This window comes from Streptococcus sp. HJ1, assembly GCF_052399005.1.
Lineage (GTDB): Bacteria > Bacillota > Bacilli > Lactobacillales > Streptococcaceae > Streptococcus.
The window spans coordinates 594,407-606,905 of record NZ_CP199005.1 but is presented as its reverse complement, the minus strand read 5'-3'; the positions used below and the strand labels follow the sequence as shown (position 1 = coordinate 606,905).

General features: G+C 42.7%; 12 protein-coding genes. 8 read left to right on the top strand and 4 right to left on the bottom strand.

Features of this window, described 5'->3' with window-relative positions:
• Positions 1–20: 20 nt before the first annotated feature.
• Complete coding sequence (locus ACT17O_RS02960) at positions 21–1,214, top strand: ferredoxin reductase family protein (protein ID WP_071851475.1); 1,194 nt, start codon at positions 21–23, stop codon at positions 1,212–1,214.
• Positions 1,215–1,315: 101 nt separating this feature from the next.
• Positions 1,316–1,945 (top strand): MBL fold metallo-hydrolase, encoded by a 630-nt coding sequence (locus ACT17O_RS02955; protein ID WP_125457844.1) that lies wholly within the window; start codon positions 1,316–1,318, stop codon positions 1,943–1,945.
• 38 nt (positions 1,946–1,983) lie between these two features.
• Here the strand turns inward: ACT17O_RS02955 and ACT17O_RS02950 are convergent, their stop codons facing one another.
• Positions 1,984–3,876, bottom strand: a complete 1,893-nt coding sequence (locus ACT17O_RS02950) for a M13 family metallopeptidase (RefSeq protein WP_444817711.1) — start codon at positions 3,874–3,876, stop codon at positions 1,984–1,986.
• Positions 3,877–4,055: 179 nt separating this feature from the next.
• Here ACT17O_RS02950 and ACT17O_RS02945 point away from each other — a divergent pair, with 179 nt between their 5' ends.
• The 6 genes from ACT17O_RS02945 (at position 4,056) to ACT17O_RS02920 (ending at position 8,444) form a co-directional block, all read left to right on the top strand.
• Positions 4,056–4,778 (top strand): metal ABC transporter ATP-binding protein, encoded by a 723-nt coding sequence (locus tag ACT17O_RS02945; RefSeq protein ID WP_444817710.1) that lies wholly within the window; start codon positions 4,056–4,058, stop codon positions 4,776–4,778.
• Positions 4,775–5,623: a metal ABC transporter permease gene (locus ACT17O_RS02940; RefSeq protein WP_000559774.1), complete on the top strand. Its 849-nt coding sequence runs from the start codon at positions 4,775–4,777 to the stop codon at positions 5,621–5,623. Before ACT17O_RS02945 ends, ACT17O_RS02940 begins: the two co-directional genes overlap by 4 nt.
• A gap of 25 nt (positions 5,624–5,648) precedes the next feature.
• On the top strand, positions 5,649–6,581 hold the full coding sequence (locus ACT17O_RS02935) for a metal ABC transporter substrate-binding protein (RefSeq protein WP_084943831.1): 933 nt from the start codon (positions 5,649–5,651) through the stop codon (positions 6,579–6,581).
• A 113-nt stretch (positions 6,582–6,694) separates the two neighbouring features.
• Complete coding sequence (tpx, locus tag ACT17O_RS02930; RefSeq protein WP_049489569.1) at positions 6,695–7,189, top strand: thiol peroxidase; 495 nt, start codon at positions 6,695–6,697, stop codon at positions 7,187–7,189.
• 83 nt (positions 7,190–7,272) lie between these two features.
• Complete coding sequence (locus ACT17O_RS02925) at positions 7,273–7,923, top strand: metal-dependent transcriptional regulator (RefSeq protein WP_200370302.1); 651 nt, start codon at positions 7,273–7,275, stop codon at positions 7,921–7,923.
• Between the two features lie 107 nt (positions 7,924–8,030).
• A complete protein-coding gene (locus ACT17O_RS02920) occupies positions 8,031–8,444 on the top strand; it encodes a hypothetical protein (RefSeq protein ID WP_139658871.1) in 414 nt (137 codons plus the stop codon).
• A 30-nt stretch (positions 8,445–8,474) separates the two neighbouring features.
• On the opposite strand, the gene dtd is transcribed toward ACT17O_RS02920, so the two are convergent.
• The 3 genes from dtd to ACT17O_RS02905 form a co-directional block, all read right to left on the bottom strand.
• A complete protein-coding gene (gene dtd / locus ACT17O_RS02915; RefSeq protein WP_125391086.1) occupies positions 8,475–8,918 on the bottom strand; it encodes a D-aminoacyl-tRNA deacylase in 444 nt (147 codons plus the stop codon).
• Between the two features lie 29 nt (positions 8,919–8,947).
• The gene (locus tag ACT17O_RS02910; RefSeq protein ID WP_444817709.1) at positions 8,948–11,164 is read right to left on the bottom strand and encodes a RelA/SpoT family protein; all 2,217 of its coding nucleotides are present in this window, start codon (positions 11,162–11,164) and stop codon (positions 8,948–8,950) included.
• Positions 11,165–11,302: 138 nt separating this feature from the next.
• Positions 11,303–12,433 (bottom strand): ABC transporter ATP-binding protein, encoded by a 1,131-nt coding sequence (locus tag ACT17O_RS02905; RefSeq protein ID WP_000229944.1) that lies wholly within the window; start codon positions 12,431–12,433, stop codon positions 11,303–11,305.
• Positions 12,434–12,499 lie beyond the last annotated feature (66 nt).

Sequence of the window (12,499 nt, the reverse complement as noted above, 5' to 3'; positions counted from 1 at the left end):
TCCATGAAAGGACTTCTACTATGAAATCATTAAAAGGTATTTTATTTATCGGGCTTAGTATGTTTCTGACTATCCTAGCTTGGCTCAGTTCAGGTGTTAGTCAGTTTCTAATCCCTGGTTTAGCTCTCACTACCCTCTCACTTACTTTTATACTAGCTAGCCGTTTACCCCTGCTTGAGGCTTGGTTTAACGGACTTGAAAAGATGTATCTAGCTCATAAATTCACCGCTTTTCTATCCATTCTCCTACTAACCCTACACAACTTTAGCATGGGCGGTCTCTGGGGTTCGCATTTGGCCGCCCAGTTTGGAAATATCGCTATCTATATCTTTATCAGCATCGTTCTGGTTGCCTATCTGGGACAATATATCCAGTATGAAGCTTGGAGATGGATTCATCGATTGGTTTATCTAGCTTATATCTTTGGCCTCTTTCATGTTTTGATGATCATGGGAAATCGCCTTCTCTCCTTTAGTTTCCTAGGTCTTATCTTTGGAATCTATGCTATTTTAGGCTTGCTTGCAGGATTTTATATTATTTTCCTTTATCAAAAGATCGGTTTCACCTATCTTGGAAAAATCGTAGGAATCAAACGCCTCAACCACAATACGACTGAAATTGAAATAGAACTCAGTCATCCTTTCACTTACGAATATGGGCAATTTGCCTTTCTAAAAATTTTCCAAAAAGGTTTTGAGACTGCTCCACACCCTTTCTCCATCTCAGGAGGGCAAGGACGAACTCTTTATTTTACGATAAAAAACTCTGGTGACCACACCAAGAATATCTATGACAATCTTCAAGTTGGTAGCAAGGTTGCAGTTGATCGCGCCTATGGACATATGACTATGGAACATGGTCCAAAGCAGCAAATCTGGATCGCAGGTGGAATTGGAATGACACCTTTCATCTCTTATATCCGGGAGCATCCTATCCTAGACAGGAACGTTCGTTTCTACTATAGTTTCCGTGGAGAGGAAAATGCTGTCTACCTAGATCTACTTCGTGACTACGCCCGTCAAAATGCTAACTTTGACCTGCAGCTAGTCGATAGCAATGAAAAAGAATACCTGACTTTGGATCAAGAAGAAATCCCTGACCAGACTACAGTCTATATGTGTGGACCTCTTCCTATGATGAAGGCCCTTGCCAAGCAAATTAAGAAAAAGAATCCCAAAGCAGAACTCATTTACGAAGGTTTCAAGTTTAAATAAGATCATTGTCCCTCTAACACAAAAGAGGGACTTTCTTTTCACTTTATTTCCCTCTTCTGTGCTATACTTAGTTTAGTACATTCTTTGAGATTGGAGCCAGTATGAAAATCCATAAAACCGTGAATCCCGTTGCTTATGAAAACACTTATTATCTAGAAGGGGACCAACACCTGATTGTGGTTGACCCAGGTAGCCATTGGGAAGCTATTCGCATGACTATCGAAAAAATCAACAAACCAGTCTGCGCGATTCTCCTGACCCACACCCACTACGACCATATTATGAGTCTAGACTTGGTTCGTGAGACTTTTGGAAATCCCCCAGTTTATGTAGCAGAGAGTGAAGCATCTTGGCTTTATACTCCAGTCGATAATCTCTCTGGTCTCCCTCGTCACGATGATATGGCAGATGTGGTCGCAAAACCTGCAGAACACACCTTTGCCTTTCATGAGGAATACCAGCTTGAGGAATTTCGTTTTACAGTTCTACCGACTCCAGGGCACTCTATTGGCGGTGTTTCCCTGGTCTTTCCTGATGCTCATCTAGTCTTGACGGGAGATGCTCTATTCCGAGAAACCATCGGACGGACAGACCTTCCTACCGGTAGCACGGAACAACTTCTCCATAGCATTCAGACGCAACTCTTTACTCTTCCTAACTACGATGTCTACCCTGGGCATGGTCCAGCTACGACTATCGCTCACGAAAAGACTTTTAATCCCTTTTTCTAGCAAGCAAAAAACCAAGGAAAATTTCCTTGGTTTTTGTCTTACCAAATAATCACACGGTCCTCTGGTGAACGCCACATACCATCGCCTTCTTTGACATCGTATGTTGTAAAGAAGTCATCGAAGTTTGGTACTTGCACATTGACACGGAGTTTGGCAGGCGCGTGCACATCGACACTGGCCATAAGTTTCATCAACTCAGGACGGCCTTTCATGCGCCAGATACGAGCAAAGTTGTGGAAGAATTCTTCAGAAGAGAAGTCTGGTTCTCTCTTAGCAGCTTCAAGGGCTGCAGCAATTCCTCCCAAGTCGGCAACGTTTTCTGATACAGTTAGTTTCCCGTTGATTCTTGCACCGTAAGATTCTTGGCCATCAAACTGGTCGATAACTTTCTGCGTTTTTTCTTTAAAGGCAGCATAGTCACTCTCTGTCCACCAATCCTTGAGGCTACCATTTTCATCAAAGGACGCACCATTTGTGTCAAAGGCGTGAGAAATCTCGTGGGCAATAACAGCACCAATACCACCGTAGTTAGCAGAAGATGACTGATGCAAGTCATAGAATGGAGCCTGTAGAATGGCTGCTGGGAAGACAATCAAGTTTTTCTGTGGATTGTAGTAGGCATTAACCATGTGAGCTGGCATCCCCCACTCCTTGTAATCAACCGGTTGGTTCCACTTGCTCCAGCTGTGCTTGATTTCCACACGCGCAAAGGCTAGGGCATTCTCAAAGAGACTGGCAGTTTCGTCCACTACTTTGTCCTTGTAGCGGGCTGGCAATTCCTCTGGATAACCGATATAAGGCTTGATGACATTGAGTTTGACAATGGCCTTGTCTCGCGTTTCAGGTGTGAGCCAGTCGTTCTTAGCCAAGCGTTCCTTATAAACGTCAATCATAGTCGCTACTTTTTTCTCTACGTCAGCCTTAGCTTCTGGGGAGAATTTTTCATGCGCATACCAGAGACCAAGAGCTTGCTTGAAAGGTCCTTGGGCCAAGTGATAAGCTGCCTTGACCTTATCCTGAGCTTCTGGAACACCTGAAAGGGCACGACCATAAGCACCTGACAGGACACGAATCTCATCTGTGAGATAGCTTGTTGAGAGATTGACCACACCCAAAATCAAGGTTGCTTTGAGTAGAGGCCACGCTTCTTCACTATAGAATTGATCTGCTGCTTGCCAGAAACGTTCTTCATCTACGATAACTTTATCTGGAGTTTGGCCAAGAACTACTTGGAAGAAATCATCCAAAGGTAGGGCAGGAGCAAATTTCTTGAAATCTTCATAAGCGTATGGATGGTAGAGTTTGGCATACTCTGAACTTTCTTCGTTAGAAAGCACTACAGCCGCAATACGACGGTCCAATTCCAATCTTTTCTCTAGTAAGTCTGCGATTTCCTCATCTGAAAAATCATAGGCTTTGAGAAGATTCGTAGTACTTTCCTTCCAAAGAGTCAAGAGCTCCTCACGCTGAGGATGGTCTTCAGCGTAGTAAGTCGTATCTGGCAAAATCGTCCCTGGTGCACTGGCCCAGAGAACATTGGTTCTGGCATCCATAAAGTCTGGTGATACACCAAATGGAAGGAAGTTTGGCTTCCCTGCTAGTTCAAACTCTGCCAGTTTGCTGGTGAAATCTGCAAAACTCTCCAAATCTTGGTATTCCTTGAGCATTGGCAAAACAGGCTTGATCCCATCTGCTTCTCTCTTGTCAAAATCACGTACCATACGATGGTACTTAACAAAGTTTGCGAGGATGGCATCCTCTGGAACATCCTCACCTGCCAACCACTTGTCCGTAGTCGCCAGCATCAACTCTTCAATTTCCTCGTCAAGGTCAATAAAACCACCTGTTCGAGATTTGTCAGCTGGAATGACAGCTGTTTTTTCCCATTCGCCATTGATTGCATCATAAAAATCGTCTTGATAACGTGTCATCTTGTTCTCGCTTTCATTTTTTCACTTATTCTTAGCTTAGCAAAAAACACTTGGGAATGCAATTAAAAATGGTTTCTCTTTTTTCTTCATTTTTCAGTTATTATTTTAAATTTTTCAAAAATTAACTTGACTTAATTTTTTTTTTAATGTATATTAAAAGATAGGAGGAAAACAACTGTATGATACGTATCGAAAACCTCAGTGTCTCCTACAAAGAGACGTTGGCACTAAAGGATATTTCACTAGTGCTCCACGGACCAACTATTACCGGAATTATTGGTCCAAACGGTGCTGGAAAATCAACTTTATTAAAAAGTATGTTGGGAATTATCCCACACGAAGGTCAGGCCTATCTCGATGACAAAGAAGTCAAGAAATCTTTACATCGAGTTGCCTATGTCGAGCAAAAAATCCATATCGACTACAATTTCCCTATCAAGGTCAAGGAATGTGTCTCACTGGGACTCTATCCATCTATCCCGCTCTTCCACACTTTAAAGGCCAGCCACTGGAAAAAAGTGGCGGATGCACTTGAAATCGTTGGACTCTCAGACTATGCTGATCGCCAAATCAGCCAGCTCTCAGGCGGACAATTTCAACGTGTGTTGATTGCCCGTTGCTTAGTGCAGGAAGCTGACTACATCTTTCTAGATGAGCCATTTGTCGGGATTGATTCGGTTAGTGAAGAGATTATCATGAACACGCTGAGAAACCTTAAAAAAGCTGGTAAAACAGTTCTCATCGTCCATCATGACCTCAGCAAAGTCCCCCATTATTTCGATCAAGTTTTGCTTCTCAATCGAGAATTAATAGACCTTGGTCCGACTAAAGAAACCTTTACCGAAGCCAATCTTAAGAAGGCCTACGGTAGCAAACTCTTTTTCAATGGAGGTGACCTATGATAGCAGAATTTATCGATGGATTGCAACATTTCCATTTCCTACAAAACGCCTTGATAACAGCTATTGTCATCGGAGTCGTTGCTGGTGCTGTGGGATGTTTTATCATCCTACGTGGTATGTCTCTCATGGGAGATGCCATCTCTCACGCAGTTTTGCCCGGCGTAGCCCTTTCCTTTATCCTGGGAATTGATTTCTTTATTGGAGCCATCATCTTTGGCTTGATGGCTTCCATCATCATTACCTACATCAAGGGTAACTCTATCATCAAGAGTGACACTGCCATTGGTATTACCTTTTCATCTTTCTTAGCCTTAGGTGTCATCTTGATTAGTGTTGCCAAGAGTTCGACAGACCTCTTCCATATCCTTTTTGGGAATATCCTCGCTGTCCAAGATACGGACATGTGGATCACCATTGGTGTGGGTGCATTGATTCTCTTGATTATCGGGATTTTCTTTAAACAACTATTGATTACATCCTTTGACGAACTCCTGGCTAAAGCCATGGGAATGCCCGTCAATTTCTACCACTATCTGCTCATGGTGCTCTTGACCCTTGTGTCAGTCACTGCCATGCAAAGTGTTGGAACGATTCTTATCGTGGCCATGTTGATTACCCCAGCTGCGACGGCTTACCTTTATGCGAATAGCCTAAAGAGCATGATTTTTCTTTCATCAACCCTAGGGGCAACCGCTTCTGTTTTGGGACTCTTTATCGGCTATAGCTTCAATCTCGCAGCAGGATCCAGCATCGTGCTCACATCTGCCAGCTTCTTTTTAATCAGTTTCTTTATCTCTCCAAAGCAACGATACTTGAAACTAAAAAATAAAAAAATCAATAAATAAGGGGAAACCCTTCTGGAGGAATCTAATGAAAAAATTAGGTACATTGCTTGTTCTTTTTCTTGCTATCATTGGATTAGCTGCCTGTGCTAGCGGAAAAAAAGACACAGCATCTACAAACCAAAAACTAAAGGTTGTAGCAACTAACTCTATCATCGCTGATATTACAAAGAATATCGCTGGTGACAAGATTGATCTTCACAGTATCGTTCCTGTTGGTCAAGACCCACACGAGTACGAACCACTTCCTGAAGACGTAAAGAAAACTTCTCAAGCTGATGTGATTTTCTATAACGGAATCAATCTTGAAACTGGTGGCAATGCTTGGTTTACCAAATTGGTCGAAAATGCCAAGAAAACTGAAAACAAGGATTACTTTTCAGTTAGTGACGGCGTAGATATCATCTACCTTGAAGGTCAAAACGAGAAAGGCAAAGAAGACCCACACGCTTGGCTAAACCTTGAAAATGGGATAATTTATGCTAAAAATATCGCTAAACAGTTGATTGCAAAAGACCCTAGCAACAAGGAATTCTACGAAAAAAATCTCAAAGACTATACTGAAAAACTAGACAAACTGGACAAGGAAGCCAAAGAGAAATTTAACAATATCCCTGCTGAGAAGAAACTCATCGTAACCAGCGAAGGATGCTTCAAATACTTCTCTAAAGCTTACGGAGTTCCAAGTGCCTACATCTGGGAAATCAACACAGAAGAAGAAGGAACACCGGAACAAATCAAGACCTTGGTTGAAAAGCTTCGCCAAACAAAAGTTCCATCCCTCTTTGTTGAATCAAGTGTCGATGACCGTCCAATGAAGACTGTTTCACAAGACACAAATATTCCAATTTACGCACAAATCTTTACTGACTCAATCGCTGAAGAAGGTAAAGAAGGTGACAGCTACTACAACATGATGAAATACAACCTTGACAAGATTGCTGAAGGTTTGTCAAAATAATCCATTAAAAACGTCATTCTCACCGAATTGGCGTTTTTTCAATTTCCGGTCAAATCATTGGAAAAATCTGACAATTCTCGGTAAAATAAAAGAAAAAAGAATGGAGTAGTTTCATGACCACTTTTCTCGGAAATCCTGTAACTTTTACAGGTAAACAACTGCAAGTCGGAGACAAGGCACTTGACTTTTCTCTTACGACAACCGATCTCTCTAAAAAAACGCTAGCTGACTTTGATGGAAAGAAAAAAGTCTTGAGTGTTGTCCCTTCTATCGATACTGGTATCTGCTCAACGCAAACACGTCGCTTCAACCAGGAACTTGCTAGCCTTGATAATACCGTCGTTCTTACCGTTTCTATGGACCTACCATTTGCCCAAGGACGCTGGTGTGGGGCTGAAGGCCTTGACAATGCCATCATGCTTTCAGACTACTTTGACCATTCTTTCGGACGTGATTATGCCCTTTTGATCAACGAGTGGCACCTCCTTGCACGTGCTGTCTTTGTTCTCGATACTGACAATGTCATCCGTTACGTAGAATACGTTGACAACATCAACACTGAGCCAGACTTTGAAGCTGCTATTGCTGCAGTGAAAGAACTAGACTAAAATCACAAGCATTATGACAGAAAGCTAGAGAAATCTAGCTTTTTTTGGTATACTAGATGGAGAGAATGAACAAGAGGAAACGAATGACTCCAAATAAAGAAGATTACCTAAAATGTATTTATGAAATCGGTACGGAGATGCAAAAAATCACCAATAAAGAAATTGCTGCCCGTATGCAAGTCTCTCCACCTGCCGTAACAGAGATGATCAAACGTATGAAAAGTGAGAATCTCATCCTCAAGGACAAGGAGAATGGCTATCTATTGACAGATATCGGCCTCAAACTGGTCTCCGAGCTCTATCGCAAACACCGGTTGATTGAGGTCTTTCTAGTTCACCATCTCGACTATACCAGCGATCAGATCCACGAAGAAGCTGAGGTCCTAGAGCACACTGTATCCGACCTCTTCGTAGAGAGACTGGATAAACTGCTTGGCGTCCCTAAAACCTGTCCCCACGGAGGAACCATTCCAGCCAAGGGAGAGCTTCTGGTCGAAATCAACAACCTACCTCTAGCAGATACCAAAGAAGCCGGTACCTATCTCCTGACTCGCGTTCATGATAGTTTTGAACTACTCAAATATCTAGAAAAGCATGAGATTCATATCGGTGACCAAATCCAGGTCAAGCAGTTTGATAATTTTTCCAATACTTTTACACTGGTCAACAAAGGTGAAGACCTCCAAGTTAGTATGGATATCGCCAAACAACTCTATGTCGAAAAAATCAATTAACCCCTTATCCTTGAAAGAAGTTCATTTCAGGGATTTTTTGTCATTTTAGTTGTAAGTCCCATTCATTTGGTGTAGAATGAAGCTAGATAAAAGAGGGAGGTCATCTTATGAAAAAGCTCTTTAGAATCCATTTTGTAGCCATTGTACTCTGCGATTTGCTACTGTTGGTAACTTTCAGACCCCGATACGAACTTTCTTTGGAGAGAGGTCTGATTTTTTGCTTCATTTTCATCCTTACTCAGGGACTACTGCTGTCTCGCTTAGTCTTCCGACTCAAAAAACAGTTCTCTGAGATTTATCCTCAGATGAACAAAAAAATTCGCCTCTACTACTTAGGGATTCTCTCCGTTGACCTTCTATTATTTGTCTTTTTAGCCATCACTGACCCTCAATATTTCTACTCTCTTACTCCAGTCTTTACTTCCTGTCATTCTACTTTATACTATATAACGGCTAGCCACCTAAGAGAAAACTATCCCGACTTTTACAACAAACACATCACCTTCTGGGAGTGTCTATAAACAAAAACCAAGCCAGCTGGCTTGGTTTTCTTATCTATTTTTAGTATCAAGAATGATGGTGACCGGTCCATCATTAACCAACTCCACCTGCATATCCGCTCCAAAGATGCCTGTCTGAACGGGCACTTCCTGAGCTAGCTTTTGGTTGAAAGCCTCATAGAAGGCAGCTGCCATATCCGGCTTGGCTGCTCCTGTAAAGGCGGGACGGTTGCCTTTCTTGGTATCCGCAAAGAGGGTAAACTGGGAAATAGAAAGGATTTCTCCTTCAATATCCTTGACTGACAGATTCATCTTGCCTTCTGCATCTGAAAAAATCCGCATATTGACAAGCTTTCTCACAGCATAGTCCAGATCTTCCTCTTGGTCCTCTGGGCCAACACCGACCAGTAATAAGAGTCCCTGATTGATCTTTCCATGAACCTGACCTTCGATACTGACTTGAGTTTTCTTGACTCGTTGAATGATGATTTTCATAATAGCCTTTCTAGTAACTGAAGGGAGAATTAGCCGTTAGTCCGTTTGACGGAGTAAACCTCTGGCACACTCTTAATCTTGTCCACAACTGTGGTCAGTGTAGAGAGGTTGGAAATACCAAAGGAGACATGGATATTAGCAAATTTCATATCCTTGGTTGGTTGAGCATTAACGGTTGAGATATTCTTGGTCGTATTAGAGAGAACTTGTAAAACATCGTTCAAAAGCCCTGTACGATTGAGACCATAGATATCGATGTGGGCAGTGTATTCCTTGCTTGAGAATTGATCTTCCCACTCCACATCAAGGAGACGTTGCTCGTAGTTTTCTTGGGCACGGAGATTCATACAGTCCACACGGTGAATAGCTACACCGCGTCCCTTAGTAATGTAGCCGACAATGTCGTCACCCGGCACTGGATTACAACACTTGGCAATCCGAACTAGGAGACCTGAAGCACCTTCAATGACCACGCCACCCTCATGCTTAACCTTGAGGGTTTCTTTGTTCTCGACCTTAACTTCGCCACCTTTGACAAGCTCTTCTGCTTCCGCCTTGGCCTTAGCGCGTTCTTCCTCACGACGTTCCTTTTCTGTCAAACGGTTAAAGACGGTAATAGCGCCAATTTCTCCAAAACCAATGGCTGCATAGAGAGCTTCCTCCGTCTTATAGCTGGTCTTTTGAAGGACCTCGTCCATGTGACGCTTGTCCATAAACTTATTGGCTACATAGCCGTTTTCTTGGAACTGTGCCATCAACATTTCACGGCCCTTATTTACAGATAATTCCTTGTCTTGATTTTTAAAGAACTGACGAATCTTGTTGCGCGCCTTACTGGTCTTGACCATGTTGAGCCAGTCACGACTCGGACCAAAGGAGTTGGGGTTGGTGATAATTTCAACCTGATCCCCTGTCTTGAGCTTGGTTGTCAGTGGAACCATACGGCCATTGACCTTGGCACCGGTCGCTTTTTCACCGACTTTGGTATGGATTTCATAGGCAAAGTCAATCGGTCCTGAATCTTTTGGTAGGGAGCGAACCGCACCATCAGGAGTAAAGACGTAAATCTCCTCCGCCAGATAGTTTTCCTTAACAGAGTCCACAAATTCCTTGGCATCATCAGCCTGGTCTTGGAGCTCCATCATCTCCTTGATCCAGTTCATCCCAATAGCAGATTCCTTGCTGTTGACCTGCCCTTTAATGCCTTTCTTATAAGCCCAGTGAGCTGCAACCCCGTACTCAGCCACCTCGTGCATTTCTTTAGTACGAATCTGGAATTCAATCGGCCCTTTTGGTCCATAAACGGTCGTATGGATAGACTGATATCCATTGGCCTTACGATTAGCGATATAGTCTTTGAAGCGGCCTGGCATAGGTTTCCAAAGTTCATGCACATAACCCAGCATGGCGTAAACATCACTCTGGGTATCTAAGATACAGCGAATGGCAATCAGGTCATAAATCTCCTCAAAGCGTTTCTTCTTATCCTGCATCTTGCGATAGATCGAATAGATATGCTTGGGACGGCCATAGATTTTCCCTTTGAGATTTCGTTCGGTAGCGTACTCTTCCAACTTGGTTACGACTTCGTCAACCAGAGCCTCACGTTCTCTGCGTTTTTCCTTCATCATATGAGTGATCTTGTAAAACTCAGTTGGATTAAGATAGCGGAAGGACAAGTCTTCTAACTCCCACTTGACGCTAGAAATACCCAGACGATGAGCAAGTGGTGCATAGATTTCCATGGTTTCTCTGGAGATCCGTTCTTGCTTGTCCTTTCGAAGGTGTTTGAGAGTCCGCATATTGTGCAAACGGTCAGATAGTTTAACCAAGATAACGCGGATATCCTCTGACATGGCCATAAGCATCTTGCGGTGGTTTTCCGCCAATTGTTCCTCTAGTGATTTGTACTCAACCTTACCAAGCTTGGTCACCCCATCAACGATAATCCGAACATCATGACCGAACTCTCTCTCCAGATCGTCCAGTGTCGCATCTGTGTCTTCAACTACGTCATGCAAAAAACCACAGGCAACGGTTACGGCATCCAGCTTGAGCTTAGCTAGAATGCCTGCAACCTGAATGGGATGGATAATATAGGGCTCACCTGATTTCCGAAACTGCCCACTATGACAATCAACTGCGTAAATCAAGGCTTTTTGTACAAAAGCAACGTCTTCCTTTGTTAAATATTCTTTCGTTAAAGCGACTACCTGATCGCCCGTAAAATTCACTTCTTTCGGCATCTATACTCTCCAATTCTTCCTACCATTTTATCACTTTTTTAAGGATATGAAAACTAGAAAAGCCTGTTTTTATGCCAATACCAATCATTAAAAAAACACTACCAGATTTCTCTAGTAGTGTTTTGACATTTCATTTGCTTAGTAGACAGTTTTTTCAGTTTCTACGTCGAAGAAGTGTGCTTTGTTCAAGTCAAATCCAAGTTCAACTGTTGCGCCTGTTTGCAAGTAGTCACGAGCATCCACTTTTGCAACAAATTCGTCTTTACCAACTTGGCAGTAAAGGTGAGATTCTGAACCAAGCAATTCTGATACTGAGATAGTAGCTTTGACAACTGATTCTGGGAATGTTTCAAGGAAAGCAGGTTCTGCATTCACATCTTCTGGACGGATACCGAAGATCAATTCTTTTCCTTCGTAGCCTTTGTCACGAAGAACTTTCAAAGCACCTTCTGGAACTTTCAAGCGGAAACCGTCAGAAACAATTTCGCTACCAACCAATTTTACATTGATGAAGTTCATAGCTGGGCTTCCGATAAATCCTGCTACAAATTTGTTAACTGGGTTTTTGTAAACTTCTTGAGGGGTACCGATTTGTTCAACACGTCCGATAGTACCTGTACCAGCAGGGTTCTTAGTAGCTGACATGATAACGATACGGTCTGCAAGAGTCATCGCTTCTGTTTGGTCGTGGGTTACGTAGATAGTTGTAGCTCCGATACGACGGTGGATTTTCGCGATTTCAGCACGCATGGATACACGAAGTTTGGCATCCAAGTTTGACAAAGGTTCGTCCATCAAGAATACTTTTGCATCACGGACGATGGCACGACCCATGGCAACACGTTGACGTTGACCACCTGAGAGGTCAGCAGGTTTACGATCCAAGAATTCTTTCAAACCAAGGATTGCTGCTGCTTCTTGCACACGTTTGTCGATGTCTTCCTTGCTGTATTTACGCAATTTCAAACCGAAAGCCATGTTGTCATATACAGTCATGTGTGGGTAAAGAGCGTAGTTTTGGAATACCATGGCGATGTCACGGTCTTTTGGAGCTACGTCGTTGACAACCACGCCATCGATAGATGCAGTACCTTCTGTGATATCTTCAAGACCAGCAATCATACGAAGAGTTGTTGATTTACCACATCCTGAAGGACCTACGAAAACGATAAATTCTTTGTCTTTGATGTCCAAGTTGAAGTCTTCAACTGAGTAGTGTTCGCTGTTTGGATATTTTTTGTAAATGTTTTTAAGATTTAATTCTACCATCGAGGTGAACTCCTTTTGTCTTTTGATAGTTTTATTATAGATGAAAACGCTTTACTTTTCTATGGC

Coding starts and splice junctions, on each gene's coding strand:
- tpx (WP_049489569.1), top strand. CDS start 6,695: ATGACCACTTTTCTCGGAAATCCTGTAACTTTTACAGGTAAACAACTG.
- ACT17O_RS02945 (WP_444817710.1), top strand. CDS start 4,056: ATGATACGTATCGAAAACCTCAGTGTCTCCTACAAAGAGACGTTGGCA.
- ACT17O_RS02925 (WP_200370302.1), top strand. CDS start 7,273: ATGACTCCAAATAAAGAAGATTACCTAAAATGTATTTATGAAATCGGT.
- ACT17O_RS02920 (WP_139658871.1), top strand. CDS start 8,031: ATGAAAAAGCTCTTTAGAATCCATTTTGTAGCCATTGTACTCTGCGAT.
- ACT17O_RS02950 (WP_444817711.1), bottom strand. CDS start 3,876: ATGACACGTTATCAAGACGATTTTTATGATGCAATCAATGGCGAATGG.
- dtd (WP_125391086.1), bottom strand. CDS start 8,918: ATGAAAATCATCATTCAACGAGTCAAGAAAACTCAAGTCAGTATCGAA.
- ACT17O_RS02960 (WP_071851475.1), top strand. CDS start 21: ATGAAATCATTAAAAGGTATTTTATTTATCGGGCTTAGTATGTTTCTG.
- ACT17O_RS02910 (WP_444817709.1), bottom strand. CDS start 11,164: ATGCCGAAAGAAGTGAATTTTACGGGCGATCAGGTAGTCGCTTTAACG.
- ACT17O_RS02955 (WP_125457844.1), top strand. CDS start 1,316: ATGAAAATCCATAAAACCGTGAATCCCGTTGCTTATGAAAACACTTAT.
- ACT17O_RS02940 (WP_000559774.1), top strand. CDS start 4,775: ATGATAGCAGAATTTATCGATGGATTGCAACATTTCCATTTCCTACAA.
- ACT17O_RS02935 (WP_084943831.1), top strand. CDS start 5,649: ATGAAAAAATTAGGTACATTGCTTGTTCTTTTTCTTGCTATCATTGGA.
- ACT17O_RS02905 (WP_000229944.1), bottom strand. CDS start 12,433: ATGGTAGAATTAAATCTTAAAAACATTTACAAAAAATATCCAAACAGC.